General features: G+C 43.4%; 22 protein-coding genes and 1 other annotated feature. Of the genes, 11 read left to right on the forward strand and 11 right to left on the reverse strand.

The features are described 5' to 3' along the window. Positions 1–26: 26 nt before the first annotated feature. From hisF to hisG, 7 genes are all read right to left on the reverse strand, one after another. Positions 27–800, reverse strand: coding sequence for an imidazole glycerol phosphate synthase subunit HisF (hisF, locus tag ACVBJC_RS05655; RefSeq protein ID WP_447159926.1), 774 nt, complete (start codon positions 798–800; stop codon positions 27–29). Then, the gene (gene hisA / locus ACVBJC_RS05660; protein ID WP_447159925.1) at positions 782–1,519 is read right to left on the reverse strand and encodes a 1-(5-phosphoribosyl)-5-[(5-phosphoribosylamino)methylideneamino]imidazole-4-carboxamide isomerase; all 738 of its coding nucleotides are present in this window, start codon (positions 1,517–1,519) and stop codon (positions 782–784) included. Before hisA ends, hisF begins: the two co-directional genes overlap by 19 nt. Next, positions 1,519–2,253: an imidazole glycerol phosphate synthase subunit HisH gene (hisH, locus tag ACVBJC_RS05665; RefSeq protein ID WP_447159924.1), complete on the reverse strand. Its 735-nt coding sequence runs from the start codon at positions 2,251–2,253 to the stop codon at positions 1,519–1,521. Before hisH ends, hisA begins: the two co-directional genes overlap by 1 nt. After that, a complete protein-coding gene (hisB, locus tag ACVBJC_RS05670) occupies positions 2,250–3,344 on the reverse strand; it encodes a bifunctional histidinol-phosphatase/imidazoleglycerol-phosphate dehydratase HisB (RefSeq protein ID WP_447159923.1) in 1,095 nt (364 codons plus the stop codon). Before hisB ends, hisH begins: the two co-directional genes overlap by 4 nt. 123 nt (positions 3,345–3,467) lie before the next feature. Further along, positions 3,468–4,517, reverse strand: a complete 1,050-nt coding sequence (hisC, locus tag ACVBJC_RS05675) for a histidinol-phosphate transaminase (RefSeq protein WP_447159922.1) — start codon at positions 4,515–4,517, stop codon at positions 3,468–3,470. Continuing rightward, entirely contained in the window at positions 4,514–5,857 is a 1,344-nt protein-coding gene (gene hisD / locus ACVBJC_RS05680) for a histidinol dehydrogenase (RefSeq protein WP_447159921.1), read from the reverse strand. Before hisD ends, hisC begins: the two co-directional genes overlap by 4 nt. 4 nt (positions 5,858–5,861) lie before the next feature. After that, a complete protein-coding gene (gene hisG, locus ACVBJC_RS05685; RefSeq protein WP_447159920.1) occupies positions 5,862–6,761 on the reverse strand; it encodes an ATP phosphoribosyltransferase in 900 nt (299 codons plus the stop codon). Between the two features lie 56 nt (positions 6,762–6,817). Continuing rightward, positions 6,818–6,936, reverse strand: a sequence feature (His leader region). A gap of 604 nt (positions 6,937–7,540) precedes the next feature. Between hisG and ACVBJC_RS05690 the strand changes: the two genes are divergently transcribed. Next, complete coding sequence (locus tag ACVBJC_RS05690) at positions 7,541–9,466, forward strand: ATP-dependent DNA helicase (protein WP_447159919.1); 1,926 nt, start codon at positions 7,541–7,543, stop codon at positions 9,464–9,466. Positions 9,467–9,472: 6 nt separating this feature from the next. Here the strand turns inward: ACVBJC_RS05690 and ACVBJC_RS05695 are convergent, their stop codons facing one another. Continuing rightward, positions 9,473–9,898, reverse strand: a complete 426-nt coding sequence (locus ACVBJC_RS05695; RefSeq protein WP_447159918.1) for a hypothetical protein — start codon at positions 9,896–9,898, stop codon at positions 9,473–9,475. Positions 9,899–10,423: 525 nt separating this feature from the next. Here ACVBJC_RS05695 and tsaB point away from each other — a divergent pair. The 7 genes from tsaB (at position 10,424) to rnd (ending at position 17,304) form a co-directional block, all read left to right on the forward strand. After that, on the forward strand, positions 10,424–11,140 hold the full coding sequence (tsaB, locus tag ACVBJC_RS05700) for a tRNA (adenosine(37)-N6)-threonylcarbamoyltransferase complex dimerization subunit type 1 TsaB (RefSeq protein WP_447159917.1): 717 nt from the start codon (positions 10,424–10,426) through the stop codon (positions 11,138–11,140). A gap of 147 nt (positions 11,141–11,287) precedes the next feature. Beyond that, positions 11,288–11,638: a hypothetical protein gene (locus tag ACVBJC_RS05705; RefSeq protein ID WP_447159916.1), complete on the forward strand. Its 351-nt coding sequence runs from the start codon at positions 11,288–11,290 to the stop codon at positions 11,636–11,638. After that, positions 11,631–12,383: a M50 family metallopeptidase gene (locus tag ACVBJC_RS05710; RefSeq protein WP_447159915.1), complete on the forward strand. Its 753-nt coding sequence runs from the start codon at positions 11,631–11,633 to the stop codon at positions 12,381–12,383. Before ACVBJC_RS05705 ends, ACVBJC_RS05710 begins: the two co-directional genes overlap by 8 nt. A 142-nt stretch (positions 12,384–12,525) precedes the next feature. Next, on the forward strand, positions 12,526–13,359 hold the full coding sequence (locus ACVBJC_RS05715; RefSeq protein ID WP_447159914.1) for a class I SAM-dependent methyltransferase: 834 nt from the start codon (positions 12,526–12,528) through the stop codon (positions 13,357–13,359). An 8-nt stretch (positions 13,360–13,367) separates the two neighbouring features. Next, positions 13,368–14,243, forward strand: coding sequence for an alpha/beta fold hydrolase (locus ACVBJC_RS05720; RefSeq protein ID WP_447159913.1), 876 nt, complete (start codon positions 13,368–13,370; stop codon positions 14,241–14,243). A gap of 187 nt (positions 14,244–14,430) precedes the next feature. Next, positions 14,431–16,104 carry a long-chain-fatty-acid--CoA ligase FadD gene (gene fadD, locus ACVBJC_RS05725; protein WP_447159912.1) on the forward strand — a complete coding sequence of 558 codons (1,674 nt, stop codon included), beginning with the start codon at positions 14,431–14,433 and terminating at the stop codon, positions 16,102–16,104. Between the two features lie 90 nt (positions 16,105–16,194). Then, complete coding sequence (rnd, locus tag ACVBJC_RS05730; protein ID WP_447159911.1) at positions 16,195–17,304, forward strand: ribonuclease D; 1,110 nt, start codon at positions 16,195–16,197, stop codon at positions 17,302–17,304. A gap of 65 nt (positions 17,305–17,369) precedes the next feature. Here rnd and minE read toward each other — a convergent pair whose 3' ends face one another. From minE to minC, 3 genes are read right to left on the reverse strand one after another with little or no spacing between them, the layout of a single operon-like run. Further along, complete coding sequence (minE, locus tag ACVBJC_RS05735) at positions 17,370–17,630, reverse strand: cell division topological specificity factor MinE (RefSeq protein ID WP_447159910.1); 261 nt, start codon at positions 17,628–17,630, stop codon at positions 17,370–17,372. A gap of 2 nt (positions 17,631–17,632) precedes the next feature. Further along, positions 17,633–18,442 carry a septum site-determining protein MinD gene (gene minD / locus ACVBJC_RS05740; protein ID WP_447159909.1) on the reverse strand — a complete coding sequence of 270 codons (810 nt, stop codon included), beginning with the start codon at positions 18,440–18,442 and terminating at the stop codon, positions 17,633–17,635. Positions 18,443–18,470: 28 nt separating this feature from the next. Further along, positions 18,471–19,136, reverse strand: coding sequence for a septum site-determining protein MinC (gene minC / locus ACVBJC_RS05745; protein ID WP_447159908.1), 666 nt, complete (start codon positions 19,134–19,136; stop codon positions 18,471–18,473). A 121-nt stretch (positions 19,137–19,257) separates the two neighbouring features. On the opposite strand from minC, the gene ACVBJC_RS05750 reads away from it, so the two are divergent. From ACVBJC_RS05750 to ACVBJC_RS05760, 3 genes are all read left to right on the forward strand, one after another. After that, complete coding sequence (locus ACVBJC_RS05750) at positions 19,258–19,539, forward strand: YcgL domain-containing protein (RefSeq protein ID WP_447159907.1); 282 nt, start codon at positions 19,258–19,260, stop codon at positions 19,537–19,539. Between the two features lie 40 nt (positions 19,540–19,579). After that, entirely contained in the window at positions 19,580–20,575 is a 996-nt protein-coding gene (locus tag ACVBJC_RS05755; RefSeq protein WP_447159906.1) for a lytic murein transglycosylase, read from the forward strand. A 274-nt stretch (positions 20,576–20,849) separates the two neighbouring features. Beyond that, positions 20,850–21,290: a YcgN family cysteine cluster protein gene (locus tag ACVBJC_RS05760; RefSeq protein ID WP_447159905.1), complete on the forward strand. Its 441-nt coding sequence runs from the start codon at positions 20,850–20,852 to the stop codon at positions 21,288–21,290. The last annotated feature ends 69 nt before the right edge of the window (positions 21,291–21,359 follow it).

Here is a 21,359-nt window from a genome sequence, read left to right on the forward strand (position 1 = left end):
TTAATGTGAGTCAACGTCTAACTTATCTAAATGCGTACAGCAATTTGCCGGCTGTTGAGATAACGTTTTAGGGCCTGTATATCTATGATCCCTTTATGGAACACACTTGCGGCTAATGCCGCATCCACGTTTGCCTGGCTAAACACCTCTTTAAAATGCGCCATAGTGCCAGCGCCACCCGATGCAATTAACGGTACATCGCAGATAGCGCGGATCATCGACAATTGCTTAATGTCATAACCTTGTCTGACGCCATCTTGATTCATGACATTAAGTACGATTTCGCCGCAGCCCTGATTTTGCACTTCTTCAACCCAATCTTGTGTAAACCACTGAGTGTCTTTAGTTGCCGCTTCATCGCCAGTAAATTGCTTAACCATGTAGCTGTCGCTATTGGCGTCATAATAGGAATCGATACCTATCACGATACACTGACGTCCAAACTCATCTTGCAGTCTGGCAATCAAGCTTGGGTCTGTTAATGCTGGTGAGTTAATTGAAATTTTGTCGGCGCCAAAGGCCAGCTTTTCTCGTGCTTGCTCTATGGTTCTTATCCCACCGGCAACACAAAAAGGAATATCAATTTTTTCGGCGACTCGACTTATCCATGACTTATCAATGACTCTATCGTGAGCGCTGGCCGTGATGTCATAGAAGACTAATTCATCAGCACCTTCTTCAGCGTAGCGCTTAGCGAGCGGCACAATATCGCCTACAATTTCATGGTTTCTAAATTGAACCCCTTTAACCACTTTGCCCTCTTTGACATCAAGGCAGGGGACTATGCGTTTGGCCAACATGCAATCGCCTCCTGGACGGTGAATTGGTTGATAAGTAGGGCTTTACCAATAATAATGCCATTGGCACCGCTGTCTTTTACTGCATTGACATCGGCTAATGTCGCGATGCCTCCAGAAGCTTGCCATTGGATCTCTGGGTAAGTAGCGGCAATCTCACGGTAAAGCTCGGTATTAGCGCCTTGCAGTGTGCCATCACGGCTAATGTCAGTGACTAATGCATGCTTAAGGCCAACAGCTTTAAACTCTTCTACCAGCGACTCCAAGCTCTTACCACCGCCACTTTGCCATCCCGATACGGCCACTATTTTTTCGCCTTGCTCATTGATATTGACATCGAGTGCGAGACAAATGGCTTCATTACCATATTTTTCAAACCAGCTTTTTACAAGCTCAGGCTCTTTTACGGCCAATGAACCGATAACCACACGGCTTACACCAATTTCCAGTAGTTCATTTAACTGGGCTTCAGTGCGAATACCACCGCCAACCTGGATCGGAGTGTCTAGGTGATTAACTAATTCTGAAATTAATGCCGTTTGACGCTTAGTTGGCTCTTTTGCTCCGGTTAAATCGACGATATGCAGTAAGTTAGCCCCTTGAGCCTGATAAGATTTAAGTTGATCTAATGGACTTAAATTAAAGGTTGTTTGCTGCTCGTAATCACCTTGATAGAGGCGAACAACTTGGCCGTCGATAAGATCGATTGCTGGAATAATCATTACAGTGCCTCCGGTTCATTACTTAGGTTAATCGTTAGCTTATTAGCGGGTTCATTGCCAGCTTGGCAAAAGGTATCTCTATTCATGTTGAGGAAGTTTGCCAGTATCTTAGCGCCGACCTCTGCACTTTTTTCTGGATGAAATTGCAGTCCAATAAAATTATCTTTTGCAATGGCAGCGCTAAAGTACTCACCATGCTGGGCAGTTGCAATGGTGAAGTCGCTAACGGGGGCGCGGTAGCTGTGGACGAAATATACGAAGCTGCCGGCAGTCACTCCCTCGAAAATAGGGTGGTTTGAAGGCGTAATTTGATTCCAGCCCATATGCGGTAGCGGTAAGCCTTGAGTATTAAGCAGGTCGATATCGGTTGGAATGATATTAAGACATTGGCAGTCATCGCTTTGTGTGCCGCGCTCTTTTGAAGCACGTGTCAGCATCTGCATACCTAAGCACACGCCGAGTAATGGCTGGGTGAGCGAGGGGATAACCTGGAGTAAACCTTTGTCATTTAGCGCCGTCATTGCAGCCCTTGCAGTACCTACACCGGGTAAAATAACGCGTTCAGCCGAGTTAATCAGCTCAATATCATCGCTTACAAACAGGCACTCTCGCTCTGTATCAGTCATTAAACGCTCAAAAGCGTAGCGGACCGAGCTTAAATTGGCGCAACCGGTATCGATAATAACGGTATTACCTTTGATGCCGTTTTTGTTATCTAGATTGACTTGGCTCATAACACACCTTTACTTGAGGGCAGCGTGTCTCCTTCAACTGCCACAGCTTGTCTTAGGGTGCGACCTAACACCTTGTATAAGCTTTCAACTTTGTGGTGGTCGTTATTGCCCTGGGTACTGATGTGTAAAGTACAGCGCAGACCATCGGCAAAGGAGCGGAAGAAGTGCGGCACCATCTCAGTTGACATTTGGCCAACAAGTTCACGGTCAAAGTCGCCGCGATACTTGATAAATGGACGCCCCGATAGATCTAACAAACACTCAGCACTGGCTTCATCCATAGGAATCGCTTGCTCAAAAACGCTACTGATTTGTGCATTGCCAAAGCGGGCTATGCCGCGTTTGTCACCTAGAGCTTGACGCAGGGCATCACCGATTGCCAGTGCGGTATCTTCAATGCTGTGGTGATCATCTATCTCCAAATCACCATCAACCTTGACATCCATTTTAAAGTTGCCGTGGGTTGAGATCTGCTCAAGCATATGGTCGAAAAAGCCAATACCTGTGTTGATTTCGCTTTTATCATTTGAATCTAAATCGACAGTGACGCGAATATCGGTTTCTTTAGTGGTACGAGTGACTGTGGCGCTGCGGTTCTTATTTAAAAGCTTATCGGCAATGGCGTTCCAGTTAAGATTTTCTGGGTGATATTGCAAACCTAATATGCCCATCGAGTCGGCAAGACCTAAGTCAGTTTCACGATCTCCTATGACAGCGGACTGGGTAAAATCAATTTTCCCAGAGGTGAGATAGTCTTTAACTAAGCCAAGCTTAGGTTTACGACAGCTACAGTTCTCATCATTAAAGTGAGGGCAGATAAGTACATCATCAAACAGCACGCCTTGGCTGTTTAAGATCTGCATCATCATATTTTGCGGTGCATCGAAATCATCTCTTGGGAACGAAGGCGTGCCCAGACCATCTTGGTTACTGACCATAACTAATCGATAACCGGCGTTTTGCAGTTTCAGTAGAGCAGGGATCACATTAGGCTCAAAAACGAGTTTGGCTAAGCTATCGACTTGCTTATCTGTAACTGGTTCTTCGATGAGCGTACCATCACGGTCGATAAATAAAATTTTCTGCTTCATAGCGGTTATACCTTTCAGATTCTGGCTTTACTGAGTTTAAACAAATCGGAACGCATTGAACATTCATTCAAATCTCAGCCAAGCTATTGTTATTCTTTTTAAATATCAGCGCACTGTATATTTTTATTGTTGAAATAGTTGGATCAGATAGTCCGTTTGTTCCTGGTTTGTAAAGCTAAAACGAATCGCCTTACTAAGGCGGGGATCGTTGTAACTTCTGGCAATCACGCCAGCAGATATTAACTTTTGCTGCACTAGCGCTTTGTCCTCAAACTCTGCGAGTACATAGTTACCATGTGCTTTGATAACCTTAGCGCCATAGCCGCTCAATGCGTCCGCCAGTCTTAACCCTTGTTGCTTCATCAGACCCACTTGCTGCTGCATTGTTTCAAGGCCTTTTGTGTTGAGGGCTTTGATGGCAAGTTCGCTTACGGGAAGCGGCACGGGATAAGGGGCTATTACACGCATGCAGATTTCGATAATGTCAGGGTTTGCCAACAAAAAACCACAGCGTGCGCCAGCTAAGGCAAAGGCTTTTGATAAGGTGCGAAGCACCACTAGGTTTGCACAGCTATCGACTAAATCGGCGACACTGTATTCGGGACTAAATTCAATGTATGCCTCATCGATAACCACTATGGCTTCAGGGCAAGCGTTAATGATCTCAATGATTTTGTTTCTTGCGATGACACTGCCTGTGGGGTTATTCGGATTACAGATAAACACCAATTTTGCGCCACTGACACTGGAGATAGAGTCACTTGGCAGCTGAAAATCATCAGTTAAAGACAGCGCTTTTACCCCAACATTAAAGGTCTTGGCACTGATGGCATACATTCCATACGTAGGGCCAAAGGTTGCGATACTATCTAGACCTGGTACACAAAAGGCTCGAATTAACAGCTCAATCGCTTCGTCGGCGCCGCGACTAGTGATAATACTGTTCTCATTGACACCACTATATTGGCTATATGCGCTGATTAATGCAGGTGGCTGGCATTCTGGGTAACGGTTAAGGCCCATAAGCTCACTATTGTTAAAGGGGGACTCATTGGCATTGATCCAGATATCCCCTTGGCCGCCAATACGCCTTGCTGACTGATAAACCTGTAACGCTAACAGTTCTGGTCGAGCGAGGCGCTCGGCTAAATTTAGCTTGCTTGATGTTGTCATAAGGCCTCCGTAACTGAGCTATTGCTAGCTAACGCTTCATTACCTGCGTTAGCATCAAGGCTGGCCATTCGAACTGCAATTGCATTTTTGTGTGCATCAAGCTGCTCAGCTTCGGCAAGGATCATTACGCTATGGCTTAAGGCTCTAAGTCCTATTGCTGATAACTCTTGCACAGTGAATCGACGGCTAAAATCTGCAAGTGATAAGCTCGACACCGTTTTACTGTAACCGTAGGTCGGCAAGACGTGATTCGTGCCGCTGGCATAATCACCCACAGATTCAGGCGTATACGCCCCTAAAAATACAGAGCCCGCTGCTCGAATATTGGCTAGCACTTCTCGTGGCTGCTGAGTTTGAATGATCAAGTGCTCAGGTCCGTATTGATTAGAAACTGCCGCTGCGATGGTCATATCGTTAACGATAATAGTGCGGCTGCTTTTAAGGGCTTGATTGGCAATATCAGCACGTGGCAGCTGCGCCAGTTGCTTTGCTAAGGCTTGATTAACCTGCTTAGCTAACACGTTGCAATCGGTGACTAACATAACTTGTGAGTCAGCGCCGTGCTCGGCTTGTGATAACAGGTCTGCGGCAACAAACTCTGGATTAGCCTCAGTATCGGCAATGATGAGCACTTCTGATGGGCCGGCAGGCATATCGATGCTCACTGTGCAGCGGTTATCTTGACTAACGGAGCGTTTAGCTTCAGTCACAAATCGGTTACCTGGGCCAAAAATCTTATCGACTTGAGGTACAGAACCAGTGCCAAATGCAAGTGCAGCAATAGCTTGGGCGCCGCCAACTTGATAGATCTCTTCAATACCACATTCTTTTGCCGCATAAATGATGGCATCATTAATTGGTGGAGGGCTTACGAGAACCCGCTTATTACAACCGGCAATTTTAGCGGGTAGGGCTAACATCAGTACGGTTGAAATAAGTGGCGCCGTGCCTCCTGGAATATACAGGCCAACGCGCTCTATCGGCTCAGAGCGGAGTTCGCAGCGGATCCCTGCTTGAGTTTCTAGATCGATGTGTGGCTGGATCTGTGCCTTGTGAAAAGTCTCAATGTTGGCCTTTGCTTGAGCAATTGCTTGCTTTACCTCACTAGAAACCTTGGCGCAGCTCTGCTCGACTTGGGCGCTCGACAACCTTAAGTTATCGATATTGACCCCATCAAATTTTTGATTAAATTCAAATAACGCCTTATCGCCATCAGCGACGACGGCATTAATGATATCTGCCACACTTTGCTCAAGACTGTTATCACCTATTAGTGGTGAGCGCTCAAGCGTGTTAGCTTGAGCTTGAGAGTCGAGAGATTGCCAATTGAGGATCTGCATGACTCTACCCCATCATTTTTTCAATAGGCATAACAAGAATTGAGCTGGCGCCCAGCTGCGTTAATTGCTCCATAGTGTCCCAGAACAAGTCTTCAGTGCTAACGGCGTGGATAGCCACTCGGTTAGTATCGTCGTTGAGTGGCAAAACAGTCGGGTTTTCTGCGCCAGGAAGCAGTGCAACAATCTGCTCTAACGTTTCCGTTGGTGCGTGTAGTAAGATGTATTTACTCTCTTTGGCACGTACAACGCCATTAATTCGAGACAGTATTTTGTTTATTAGTGCTTGTTTATCATCAGGTTGCGATTGGGTTGATTGAATGATGCAGGCCATAGAACGGTAGATGACTTCCGTTTCATATAATCCATTTGCTTCAAGTGTTGCCCCTGTTGACACTAAGTCACAAATACCGTCTGATAAACCTGCACGTGGTGCAACTTCAACAGAACCCTTCAACATGCAGTCACGATAATTAATGCCTTTCTTTTGCATGTAGCGGCGTAGCAAGTTGGGGTAAGAGGTCGCAATGCGAAGCCCTTCTAATGAGCTTGCATCTTGGTAACTAAATTCAGTTGGCACGGCCAATGATAGGCGGCAAGCACCAAAGTCAAGTTCACGTAATTTGATGCATTCAGCTGGTTTGCCTAGGCTTTGGCGTTCGATCTGTTCTTCTTCCAGCACATTTTCGCCAATAATACCTAAGTCCACCACACCGTCCATGACAAGGCCTGGAATATCGTCATCACGTACACGTAATAGGTCGATTGGCATGTTGTCTGAGTGGGCGATTAGACGTTGTTCGTTGACATTAAATTTAACGCCACAGCTTTTAAGTAACTTCTGTGACTCTTTTGATAAGCGGCCAGATTTCTGGATGGCGATACGTAATCTTGTTGACTCTGACATGAGATACTTCCTATTAGTTAATTTAAAAATCTTATAAAACAATCTGTTAAGAAAAAAACAAAAAACCCTTGGAATTCCTTCCAAGGGTTTTGATATTTTTAAATCAACCGCCGGAAGGAAAATAGTCCTTCGGCAGTGAGCTTCCGAAGGCTACCGCATATGGTGATGATGATGCATAGTGTTCAAAAGCTGTGTCATATTCGTTTCTCTCAATCTGTTTCTGTGGGCCAAGTGGCCTGTCATGATCCAACGCTTGCTGCTGTGCTAAGCCATTGATGAATCATTTCGTGTTGTTGGTATTTAAATTAATCAGTTTTTAAAATGATTGCAACCTCTTATTTAAGCAGTTGAGTAAACTTCATCTAAATGTCATTATTTTTCATTTTTGGTTGCCTAAAGTCGATTTATACCGACATTTGAGAGTCTTGTGTTCTCAACTGAGAACAATTAACCGCACATGCGGGAGTGGCTTTTGTTAAGGCCGCTAGAGCGCATTTGTCCTGAACTTGCTCTCAGTCCGCCAACAAAAGCTAATCTTGTATATTTATTTAAGATAAACTGCCATGCATTTTTATATGCCCGTATCACATATTGAAGCTAATAACTGAATCTGGTAACCGAAGTCGATCACTGAGTCTTTCTCTGCACTCGCTTAAAAGGGAGTAACTATTCCTAATCTAAGCGGCTAGAATAGAGCTCACACAAGGCCTGTGAAACGCGCATTTCAAGTCGCTTGGGTATATGCATCATCAACATTTTTATTAAAGGTTTAATGACTCTTGAGCAGTAAACTCATACAGCAAGTCGCTGCTGCATTTTCAAATGATGGCGTACTGGCACATTCAATTAAGGGTTTTAGCTGCCGTGATGTGCAGGTGACTATGGCCAAGGCGGTGACTGAATCTATCAGTAGTTGCAATAACTTGGTGGTGGAAGCTGGGACGGGGGTGGGGAAGACTTTTGCTTACCTAATTCCTGCTTTATTGAGTGGCAAGCAAGTTATTGTCAGTACAGGCAGTAAAAATTTACAAGAGCAGCTATTTTACAAAGACCTTCCTGCATTATTATCCATGCTTAAGCTCACGCCTAAGGTTGCGCTGCTAAAGGGGCGTAATAACTACCTGTGCCAACACCTAATGGAAAAAGAGCTATCGGGAGCCAGCTCGATGGACACACAAGTATTAGATGACTTGCTGCGTATAAATCAGTGGGCAGGGCAGACTACTGACGGCGATATTGGAGGGTTAACCTCGGTTACGGAGAATTCTCAGGCTTTACCGCTGATCGTTAGCGCAAAAGAGACCTGTATTGGTCAACGCTGTGATCACTATGATGACTGTTTCACTCGCAAAGCCCGTAATAGAGCCATGGATGCACGGATCATTGTGGTTAATCATCACCTTTTTCTAGCCGACAGAATTTTAAAAGAGACTGGTTTTGCCGAATTACTGCCAGATTCTGATGTGGTTATTTTTGATGAAGCGCACCTATTGCCTGATATTGCTGTCACTTATTTTGGTCAGCAATGCTCTACACGACAGCTCATAGCGCTATTTGATAACTTGATTGAGATTTATAGACTCGAACTAAGAGATGCTAAACAGATAGAGTTGTTAAGTGCACGATGTTCATCAATGTTAAATGAGTGGCATCAAATACTGTTTAATATTGGCGAGTCTGACTGGCGTCGGCTATTGGCCAATAAAGACTTATCAGTCCTTTCATGGGGGCTGCTCAAAGAGATTAAGGTATTACAACAGCTATTATTAGGCCATGTTGGTCGCAGCAATAATCTAGATGATCAAATAGAAAAACTTGAGGTTTTAGCCAATAAACTAGAGCTGTTTTTCTTATGTGAGAACAATCAAGCCGCTTATAGTATCGACTTCGGCCATCGTTATTTGGTACTGCGCATTGCGCCAATAGACGTTGCTAAAGAGTGTCGTAAACTGTTTGATTCTAATGTGGCGTGGATATTTACCTCGGCAACATTACAAATCAACCGTGATTTAAGCTTGTTCACCCGACAACTAGGCTTACGTCAATGCCAAGAGATGTTACTGGAAAGCCCATTTGATTATCAAAATAATGCGCTTTTTTGTGTGCCAAGACATTTAGCGAGTGTCAATAATCATCATGTGGCATTAAATCAATTTGTTGATGTTTGCGTAAAAGCGGTGAATGCTGCTAAAGGGCGCACCTTTATTTTATTTACCAGTCATAGAATGCTTAATTTGGTGGCACCTGCACTTCAACGGCGCGTCGCTTATCCACTTCTTGTGCAAGGGCAGGCGAATAAGCAAAGCCTGCTTAAAAAATACCGCCAACTTGGTAATGCTGTATTACTCGGTACAGGCGCTTTTTGGGAAGGGGTCGATGTTCGTGGTCGACTGTTAAGTTGCGTCATCATCGATAAATTGCCATTTGTGTCACCCGATGACAATCTGTTTCGCGCGCGTAGCGAAAGTGTTGAGCGTGAGGGCAAAGATGCGTTTAGCGAGATCTCACTGCCGCAAGCGGTGATCAGCCTAAATCAAGGGGTAGGTCGGTTAATTCGAGATGAAAAAGATAAAGGCGTACTCATTTTATGCGACAACCGTATCGTCAATAAACCCTACGGACAGGCATTTTTAAATTCGTTACCGCCAATGTCTCGAACTCGTGATTTAGACAAGGCGACAGACTTCTTAGCGAAGATTAAGTAGCGTAAATTAAGTGATAAGTAAAATAACAAAATAAATACTGGTGAGTAAGATAAGGGCTAATAAGCAGCGGCGCCGGTAAAGTAAACCTTCAGAGTTCAGTAAGCTTGGAAACAATAAAAAGTTTAATGGGTTAAACAGGGTCTTATAGCTGATGATTGCGACGCCTGGGTTTCGTCCTCGATACAATATTTTGGAAAAGTAATAGAGGAAGCGAAAAAGTAGCACTGGAAAGCTAATATAGATGAGCAGGGTGAGTGTTAACTCAGTAGTCATTTCAAGTTCTGCTAACGTCAACATTAAACCTTTTTGCCAAGCTTCCTCTAAACTGTTTGAAAACCATAGCAACATGAAAACTGTCATTAGCATAGAGAACACGATAAATAGCAAGGAGTAACGAAGTAGCCTAAACCAATCGATTCTGATTTGTTGCATCCTCCCCCCTTGATTAGGACTTCAAAGCAAGCTTAAATTGAGTGCTTTAGAGTGAGTATAGTCACTGATATGTAATAAATTTATGTATAGTCACTTAATTTATAGTCACTTAATTTATAGCCACTTATAAATTTAGGACAAACCGCGATTTTTGTATCTATTTAACCTCATTTTATTGGGCTATGACTTGAGTGTGTCTGGATTACATCACACTCAGTAGTTCCGAACGTAAGTTGACGCTATTACTTAAGTCGCTATTTGCCTGTGGATCACTCATGAGGCCTGCAAAAGGCAAGTATTTTAACTATAAGACTTAATGCCATAGCGTGACTTAGGGTATAATCATAAAAACAGTCTATTTACTCGGTTAAGTACTGAAAGTCTAATCGGTTAAGCATTAAACTCCAGGCTTTTAAGGTGCACGTGGCCGATATTACCGCTTAAATAGTCTCCTAACATATACTGTCGTCGCCAAGTTTTTAATCGGCGGTAGTTGATTTAAATAACAAGTTTGGTAAGTAATTAATGACAGATAAATCTAACGATGCGACGCCGTTGAGCATTTTAGCACTCGATACTTGTACTGAGTCGTGTTCAGCAGCAGTTAGCCATAAAGGTGCAACGTACAGCGAGCAAGCCGATGCACCACGTGAACATAGTCAACGTTTGTTGCCTATGGTTAAGGCTGTTTTGTCTGAGGCAAACTTAGCACTGAAAGATGTCGACCTGATTGCTTATGGCAGAGGTCCAGGTAGCTTTACTGGCATTCGTATTTGTACCAGCATTACTCAAGGTTTGGCTCTTGGCCAAGAGTTGCCAGTTATCGGTATTTCTACATTAGCGGCTATGGCTCAATCAGCTATTGAGCAAGGCGCGAGTCAAGTTCTCGCTGCAATAGATGCTCGTATGGGAGAGGTTTACTGGGGCCAATATATTGCAGTCGATGGGTTAGCGACGTTAGTAAACGAAGAAGTGGTTAGTGCACCAGAAGCTATAGTGCTAAGTTTAGATTTAACTTTGCCTGTTATTGCTTGTGGTACTGGTTTTGACGCTTATCCGCAAATACTTGAATTGACTACGAATATGAGCATTTGTGAAAAGGCTAAGTTTCCTGAAGCTAAGTATATGCTAGCACTTGCTCAAGATGGAGTGAGTAAGGGCCATAGCACTTCGGTCGATGAGTTAACGCCGGTTTATCTTCGTGATACAGTAACCTGGCAAAAACTGCCGGGTAGAGAGTAATTTAAGACCGTACTCCAGCATTTTTTACGGACTGTAATCGCGGACTAGATATTTGTGAACTGGATATTTGCAGGCTAATATTCGCGAAAGGTATTAGTGCTCTGATATTAAGGTCTACGATAAAGCGAATGTATTAAGGACGATTTGATGCAGATTAATTCAAGCCCGCTTGCAACAACTCAAGCTGCAATTAATACAACAAGTAGGGGGGAAGTTAACAAGTCTGTTGCTTCAAACCTAACCAGTGCTTCAAATCATATTAGTGCTTTGGCTTCTGGCGGCGTTGAGCCGTCTCAGACAACCAAAGCGCCGCAATCGTTCGTGACTCATGATTACCAAGAAGATGAGTTTGCGTTACAGTCAAGGTTAGGTGCTCATGTTGAGTATGAGGATCATACGGGTGGACATCGCGGCGCGGTGGCTGAGTATTTAGTTAATCAACATGCTGCTAAGCGAGAAGAGATTAAGCAGATGGTGGGTATAGATACCTATGCATAAACCTCAATCCAATTCTCAACCTGGTGCTCAACACAATACGGCATCAGCCTCGCAATACAGTAATCACATATCATCTTCAGGAGTTCCGGGGCGGACCCGATTCTTAATTGAACTCTTCATTGCTTTTATGGTAACGAGATTGCCTTTTGTAAGCGTACCTTTCAAATGGTTAGAAAGTTATTTTCATGAACTCTCACATGGGTTAGCAACCATCGTTTCTGGTGGTGTTGTTAGCCATATCGAACTCTTTCCCAATGGTGCAGGTTTGTGTTTTAGCCAGGGAGGGTGGCCAATCCTAATCGGCTTTTCTGGTTACTTTGGTGCGGCTCTTTGGGGCTACTTGATCTTTATGTTTGCCACCTGGGCAAAAGGGATCCGCTTGAGTTTCGCACTACTTGGCGGCGTAGTGGTATTAACGATTATACTCTGGGCTCGGGATCTATTGACCGTGGCGATTTTAGCAAGCTTAGCAGTGCTATTTTTGTTGCCTTTAAAGCTTAAACAAAATCGTTTCTTAGCCAGTGGTCTGCGCGTGATGGCATTGATGATTATCTTAAATGCATTGGCGAGCCCGATGGTGTTGTTAGGGCTTGACGGCCAAGGCGATGCAAATATGCTCGCGGGAGAAAGTTGGTTGCCAGCTTGGTTTTGGGTATTCGGTTGGTTAGCAACGAGTGCCTTCATGCTATATTTATGTTGGCGTAGAGTCGATGCTGCGGCCTCGCGTTTGACTAAGATAACGTGATCGTTAAACTCGCCAGTTAACGCCATATTTGGCACCTTATTTTGTTTTAGTTAAATTATAAAATGTAAATCTCTGTTTATATGGGTTGGTTTTTTGTTAACCGACTGCTAGGTTGATGCCTGTCATCTTAGGGAGAATTACAATGAAAAAGAAAATCTTAGCAGCAAGCGTTTTGCTTGCAAGCACATGTAGCTTATCATTATTTAGCACAGCTGCAATTGCCCTTGAACACGAAAATAATGGGCTAGAAGCTGCCGTTAACAGTGATTTTAGGCCTGCTCAAAACACCGCTCGCGATGAGTATCGTCACCCAGAGCAAACCCTTTCTTTCTTTGATATCAAACCATCCGACACGGTTATTGAACTTTGGCCCGGTGGTGGTTGGTATGCTGAAATTCTCGCGCCATATTTAGCCAATGAAGGCCAATATATTGCGGGGAATTTTGATACACACCCTGAAGATGAGAAGGCGCGTAACGGCTATCGTCCTAAAGCGGGTAAGAGATTTGAGCAGTGGCTCGAAGATAATAGCGCCAAGCTAGGTAGTGCCAGTACCGTCACCTTTGATCCACCTGCTTACTATAAAATGGGGGCTGACAATAGCGTCGATGTGGTGCTCACTTTCAGAAACTTGCATAACTGGGCGATGAAAGGTTATCTCGAACCTGTATTGGACTCCGCTTATAAAGTGCTAAAACCAGGTGGAATATTTGGTATTGTTGAGCATAGAGCTAATCCTGGAATGGATGTGAAAACGGGCTATATGGAACAAGCTGAGGTGATTAAACTTGCTGAAAAAGCGGGGTTCACTTTTGTCGCAAGCTCAGAGGTCAATGCCAATGCAAAAGATACTAAGGATTACCCTAAAGGCGTTTGGACACTTCCTCCAAGACTTGCCCTTGATGAGCAAGACAAAGAAAAGTATCTCGCTATTGGTGAAAGCGATAGAATGACGCTGAAATTTATCAAAAAGTAAGAGTCTACATGCGCTTGGCCTGCGAACCCGATAATGAAATAACCTTGGTGCTACCCCATATCACGCTAGCTGGACGATTGTGGGGAGTACCAGATAAGCCCGTTATTTTAGCGTTACATGGCTGGTTAGATAATGCCAATAGCTTTGAGCCCTTGAGTCAATATTTAACGGATTATCAAATCTTAGCCATTGATTGGCCTGGGCACGGCGCATCGCAGCATCGACCTGGTCGCTATCCTCTGCATTGGGTCGATTACCTCTATGATTTAGATGTCTTGCTTGAAACACTCCCTTTAACGTTGAAACCACATGCTATTTTAGGCCATTCTTTAGGCGGTATTATTGCGTCGGCTTATACTGCAGCATTTCCTGATAAAGTCAGTAATTTGCTGTTAATTGAAGCGCTCTCACCGTTATACGAAGGGGAGGGGAAATCAAAAAAACGCTTACAAAATAGCTTTGCAGATCATCGACGCTATCTTGCTAATTTGGCTAAACCTGCAAAGAGTCATCGAGATATCGCACTTGCTGCACATGCACGGCACAAATTTACGGCACTAGACCTGCAATGGTGCGAATTATTGACTCAGCGCAATATGCAAAACCTTGATTCTGGGGTATGCTGGCGCAGTGATCCTCGCTTAAAATTAGATTCCCCTTTAAGACTGACTTATTCTCAAGTCGATGCCTTAATGCAAGCCCATAAAGTCAATACGCTATTAATTTCAGGTAACCGAGGTTTCCCTCAGTTACGAGAAGCGATCCCAATGGCGAATCGCTGGTTTAATCAATTACAAACCATAGAGCTGGAGGGTGATCATCACCTTCATATGGGCAATGCTGAAAAGGTGTCAACAGCGATTAGTGCTTTCTTAAATAGTTAAGCAAAAAAAGGGGCTAGGTTTTTTGTTTCGTTTATGTGATGATAATCAAAATTTAAACGCTCGTATGATTTACGGGCGTGCCCAATAAATATAAAGAATAGACAGTGTTTTAGCTTGCTTATTGGCAAGCTGCTAACGACCATAGCGGTATAGTTCTTACCGCTGGTGGAGATATTAGGAGATTTTTGTGGACCAACTTTGGATTAATAATCTACCAGATGACGTACCTTCTGAAATTGATATAGAACAATATGCATCGCTTGTCGATCTGTTCGAAACTTCAGTGGCTAAATATGCGGATCAACCAGCGTTTGTGAATATGGGCGCGACCCTGACTTACCGTAAACTGGAAGAGCGAAGCCGAGCTTTTGCTGCCTATCTCCAAAACGAGTTAAAGCTGAATAAAGGCGACCGTGTCGCAATTATGATGCCTAACCTTTTACAATATCCTATCGCATTGTTTGGTATTTTACGTGCGGGCATGGTGGTGGTGAACGTTAACCCACTGTATACCCCACGTGAACTTAAGCATCAACTGACAGACTCTGGCGCTAAAGCCATCGTTGTGGTGTCAAACTTTGCACATACTTTAGAAAAAGTGGTTGATGATACACCTGTAGAGAGCGTTATTTTAACGGGTCTTGGCGATCTATTAAGTGCTCCTAAGCGTACCGTGGTTAACTTTGTCGTTAAGTACATTAAGAAAATGGTACCTAAGTATCATTTACCACATGCAATTTCTATGCGTAAGGCTTTGTCTAAAGGTCGACGTATGCAGTACGTGAAGCCTGTTGTTAAAAGAGAAGATTTAGCCTTTTTACAGTATACCGGTGGAACGACCGGGGTATCTAAAGGTGCTATGTTGAGCCACAGCAATGTCGTCAGTAACCTTTTGCAAGCTGATGCAGCTTATGGGCCTATGCTTGATCAAGGTAAAGAGTTCGTCGTTACTGCATTGCCGCTGTATCATATTTTTGCGTTAACAGTTAACTGTTTACTGTTTATCCATAAAGGCGCTAATAATTTACTTATCACTAATCCTAGAGATCTTCCTGCTTTCATCGCAGAGTTACAGAAGCATCCGTTTACGGTGTTAACTGGGGTTAATACGCTGTTTAATGCGTTAGTTAATAACGAAGATTTCGGTAAGTTGAATTTCTCAGATCTGAAGTTGTCGATTGGTGGCGGAATGGCTGTTCAGCGTGCTGTTGCCGATAAATGGCAGGGTTTAACTAAAACCCGCTTGCTAGAAGGCTATGGTTTGACTGAGGCGGCGCCACTTGTGACATGTTGTCCGTATAACCTTGATGGTTATAACGGCTCTATTGGCTTTCCTGTGGCTAATACCGATGTGCAAGTTCGTGATGATGACGGTAAGGTACTTGCTCAAGGCGAGACTGGCGAGTTGTTTGCTAAAGGACCACAGGTGATGGTGGGTTATTGGCAGCGCCCTGAAGAAACGAGTCAAGTTATCGATAAAGATGGCTATTTAGCGACTGGTGATATTGGCTATATGGATGAACAAGGTTACTTCTTTATTGTCGACCGTAAGAAAGACATGATCTTGGTCTCTGGCTTCAACGTTTTCCCAAATGAAGTTGAAGAAGTGGTAGCCTTACATCCTAAAGTGATTGAAGTTGCAGCCGTTGGTGTCCCTCATGAGGTATCTGGCGAGTTGGTTAAGGTATTTGTTGTCGCAAATGACAAATCTTTGACCAAAGAAGCAGTAATCAAGCACTGTCGTGTGCATTTGACGGGCTATAAAATTCCTAAGCTGGTAGAATTTAGAGATGAACTGCCTAAAACCAACGTAGGTAAAATCTTACGTAGGGAATTGAGAGATGAGGTTAAGCAAGCTTAACTTTATTAGTCATTAAGTGGTGATTGCCACTTTTGATTAAATTTAAAGCCGGCGATTGCCGGCTTTTGCATATTTATGGAGTAGACAACTTTGTTAGCGTTTCAATATATTGAAGATGATGCCAGTTTAGCGGCCCTTGTAGAGCAATACCAAGAAGCTGATTTATTGGTGCTAGACACAGAATTTGTTCGTACTCGCACCTACTATGCAAGACTAGGTCTGATCCAGGCTTATGACGGTAAGACGCTTGCATTGATTGATCCATTAGCCATCAGCAATCTTGACTTGTTTTGGCAATTGCTTAATAAAGAAAGTAGCGTAAAACTACTGCATTCTTGCAGTGAAGACTTAGAAGTCTTCGCGCGTTATGGTCAATGCCAGCCAACAAACTTGTTTGATAGTCAAATCGCCGCCGGTTTAGCGGGGATGGGGCATGGATTAGGGTATGCCAAGCTTGTTGAGCAAACCTTAGACGTGAGTCTAGATAAAGGTGAGTCACGCACCGATTGGTTAAAGCGACCGCTGACAGAAGCTCAGTTAAACTATGCTGCTAACGACGTGTATTACCTGTATAAACTGTATGCTCAATTAGTTGATAAGCTTGAAGAGCAAGGCAGGCTTGACTGGGTGTACGAAGAGGGCATTCGTATGACTCAGGGGCGTTTGGATATGCCGGACCCTGAACTTGCTTATTTAAAAGTTAAAAATGCCTTCCAGCTGACATCGAATCAACTTGCCATTTTACGAGATCTAGCTAAGTGGCGCCTACAGCGTGCTTTGCAAAAAGATCTGGCACTGGGTTTTGTTGTCAAAGATCACGCATTAATCGCGTTGGCAAAGAAACAGCCTAAAACGAGTAATGACCTCTATAAGCTGACAGAGCTGACCGAGCAAGAGAAGCGTATTCATGGTAAAGAGCTTATTAAGCTGATTGCCAATGTAAACTATGATAACCCACCTAAGCCTTTAGATGTGATTGCACTTAAAACGGGTTACAAAGTGGCATTTAAGAGCATCAAAAACTGTATTACAGAGCAGGCAGAAGCGAACGCTATTCCGATTGAACTGCTTGGCTCTAAAAAGTATATCCATGAATATTTGGAGTGGATATGGGCTAATAAGAAAGGTGATAAACCGCTTATTCTTACTGGTTGGAGAGAAGCGATTGTTGCAGAGGCTTTAGCCGCGCTGAAATTGTAGCTGCTCAGGTTTTAAATACCAATAAAAATGCCCGCATATGCGGGCATTTTTATTTAATATCGCTATTAGTTTTGCTCTGGTAGCGTCACATTTAGTTCTAACACTGAAAAATGGTCATCTGTCTGTTCAAGTTGCACCGATACTTGATCGGGGCCGACTTGCACATATTTACGGATCACTTCGATGATCTCTTGCTTCATCTGAGGAAAGTAATCTGGAGCGCCGCGCTCACCACGTTGGTGTGCGACGATAATCTGCAGTCGTTCTTTTGCTGTAACTGCAGTGCTTGGTTCCTTTTTCGTTTTGAAATAATCAAGAAGAGACATAATTAGCTACCAAATATTCGTTTTAAGAAACCTTTCTTCTCTTCCGTAAGAAATCGGAAAGGCAGTTCTTCACCTAATAACCTTGCTACAGCATCGCTATAGGCCATACCTGCATCGCTCTCTTGATCGATAATTACAGGTACACCAGAGTTAGAGGCTTTTAATACGGCTTGTGATTCAGGGATCACGCCGAGCAATGGGATCGCTAAGATCTCTTCAACATCTTGTACACTTAGCATCTCGCCTGTTGTTACACGGGCAGGAGAGTAGCGAGTCAGTAACAAGTACTCTTTAACTGGCTCTAAACCTTCTTCTGCACGCTTAGATTTACTTTGTAGCATGCCTAAAATACGGTCTGAATCACGCACAGAGCTGACTTCAGGGTTGGTCGTTACAATCGCTGTATCGGCAAAATATAGCGCCATCATAGCGCCAGTTTCAATGCCCGCTGGTGAGTCACAAATAATATATTCGAAATCTTTGGCTAGATCTTCTAAGACTTTACCAACACCTTCTTTGGTTAAGGCATCTTTGTCGCGAGTTTGCGAAGCGGGTAATACGAAAAGCTGCGGGCAGCGCTTATCTTTAATCAGTGCTTGATTTAGATTTGCTTCACCATTAATAACATTAACAAAGTCATACACCACACGACGCTCACAACCCATGATTAAGTCTAAGTTGCGCAGACCAATATCAAAATCGATAACCACGGTTTTATGGCCTTTCATCGCAAGACCTGTGGCAATAGCAGCACTTGAGGTGGTTTTACCCACGCCACCTTTACCCGATGTGACAACAATAATTTGCGCCATTTATAATAATCCTTTCAATTTTGCGCTCTTACAGAGGCAATGATTCAACCGTAAGCGATTCGCCCTCTAGGCGAATACAACCGCTTGGAGCGGCTCCGTTTTGCTGAAGATTTTCAGTTAGCCAGTATTGACCTGCAATCGATACGAGCTCTGCTTCAATTTTTTGTGCCATGATAATCGCGTTTCTGTCGCCAGCAGCGCCAGCCATCGCCTTACCACGTAATGTGCCATATATATGGATACTGCCGTCGGCTATCACTTCTGCACCATTGCCCACCGCACCGACAATAATCAAATCTGCATTCTTGGCATAGATTTGTTGCCCTGAGCGGACATTTTGTTTAACGATTTTGGTCGTTTTAGGCATTTGAGGCTGTGAAGTGGCTTCTTTACCTGATTTGACTATGGCTAGACCAATCGATTTAGCTTGTTTAGTTAGCTCATTAGACGCACTGGTTATGCCAACAATAATCAATTGACGACTGGTTAAAATTTCTTTTAAACCCAGTATGTCAAAATCTGGAGCTTTTATAGCGCTAAGGTTGACCACTAAAGGCGCACCAATAAAAAATTGTGGTGCAATGGCAAGCTTAGCATCTAACTCTGCGGCAATAACTGCCATATCATTATTATTGATATGCAGTACAGAAAGAGTAAAAGAAGAGCCTTTTAATTCGAGGCTAGGTGTTTGCATTCCTGAATCGCTCTCTAGAAAAAATTCAGCACAGGGCCGATATCCATTATATTCCTAACGGTCCATGTTATAGTGTGCATTCGTAGCTGGCAAGTTGAATAGTTTGGAATTTGAGTCGTATATGATCTGTGCAGTATATAAAAGCCGTAGAAAGGCTGAAAGTTATCTTTTCGTTGAAAAACGTAATGATTTTGAACGTGTTCCTGAAGCATTAATGGCCATGTTTGGCGAGCCGCAGTTAGTGATGATGCTACCCATCGAAAAGCGTGATCATTTAGGTTTTGCCGATATAAAAAAAGTAAGATCTGAACTGAAAGAAAAAGGATTTTATTTACAGTTACCACCTCCTGTTGTTAATTTATTAGAACAACATAAAAAAGACATCGGTTTTAATCCGGATTAAAAAGGGTTAATGCCATAAAAGATGTAACACAAGGGGTATTATGGTTTTTGGAAAACATGTTCTAGCACTGGCTTGCTGTTTAAGTTTGTCGCCTAACGTCGTCAGTGCGGCAAGTGAGCCTAAAGGTAGTTTTAGTGATTACGTTAACTCGCTACAACAAGATGCCATTGATAAAGGCATCAGTAAACAAACGATAGATGATGTTTTTCCAAAAATTAAATTGTTTAAAAAAGCGATGGTAACTGGACAAAACCAGACTGAAGGCCCTGTTACGCTTGAAACCTATCTCCCCAAAGCCGTGCCGCAATCAACTGTTGATGCGGCGCGTGCTTTGTATAAACAACATTATCCTGAACTTGAGAAAATGGGTCAACGTTATGGTGTGCAGCCACGCTTCATTGTGGCGTTATGGGGCGTAGAGTCTAACTTCGGTCAATTGCGCGGTGAGTTCCCTGTTTTATCGGTAACCGCATCGTTAGCCTATGAAGGGCACAAAGAAGACTTTTATCGTAAAGAGTTCTTTGCCGCATTAAAAATTGCACAGCGTGACGATATTGGATTTTCTGAATTAAAAGCCTCGTGGACTGGCGCAATGGGCAAAACTCAGTTTATGCCTAGCTCGTATCTTGCCTATGCTCAAGATGGTGATGGGGACGGTAAGAGGGATATATGGAATAACATCAGTGATGCATTTGCATCTACTGCTTATTATCTTCAGCAAGCTGGTTGGAAAGAGTCTGAAACCTGGGGTCGGCAAGTTCAGCTACCTAAGTCATTTGAAGCAAGTCTTGCAGACTTAAAGATAAAGAAAAGCTTTAATCAATGGCAGGAACTTGGCGTGCGCCGTTTTGATGGTAGTGATTTACCTAAGCGCGATGATATGCAGATATCACTGGTGATGCCTGATGGGGAAAAAGGGCGTAAGTACCTGGTTTATGATAACTATCGCGGTTTACTACGTTGGAATGACTCAGATTACTTTGCTATTACTGTCGCTTATCTTTCAGAGAGAATTAAGTACCCGGCGATCATTTAAGCATTCACTTAAACGGTAAAAGAGAGATTTTATCGTGGTTGTTTGTTATCACCTCCGCGCTAGGCCCATATTTACGCTAACTTTGCCGTTAACTCGGCAGCGTTAGCGCTAATAATCCTTTTAAGGATACGCAGTATCTTTTCTAATCATAATCACAGATTTTAATAATAAGCCCATCTAAAAGGTGTAAGTAGGGCAATGCCCTAGTGCGAATGACAGCCATAGCGTTGTATAATAGCCAGCTAACTGATTTGGATGAGTGAATGATTTAAGCATGGCGTTTTGGAATGAAAAAACCTTAGCACAGATGACGACCGAAGAGTGGGAGTCATTATGTGATGGTTGTGGTAAGTGTTGCCTAAATAAATTGATTGACGACGAAACTGAGCAACTTTATTACACGAATGCCGCTTGTCAGTTACTCGATAATAAAGTGGGCCATTGTCAGAATTACGATCAACGCTTTAGCTTTGTGCCATCGTGTACCAAAGTCACCGTTGACAATATCGCGTCGTTAACTTGGTTGCCCGATAGCTGTGCATATCGTCGCCTGTTTTTGGGGCGAGAATTGCCTACTTGGCATCCTTTAAAAACGGGCTCGAAAGAGGCGATGATTTTAGCGGGAATGTCGGTAGCTGGTAAGGTAACGTGTGAAACTAAGATCCGAGATATTGAAGATCACATAGTGCTTTGGCCAATGAAAGATGTTGATTAATACTCAGGTATCAATATCTATATAAATAACAAAAACGCTCTAATAGAGCGTTTTTGCTTTGTAAGCCTG

It is taken from the genome of Shewanella sp. 0m-6, assembly GCF_052977325.1.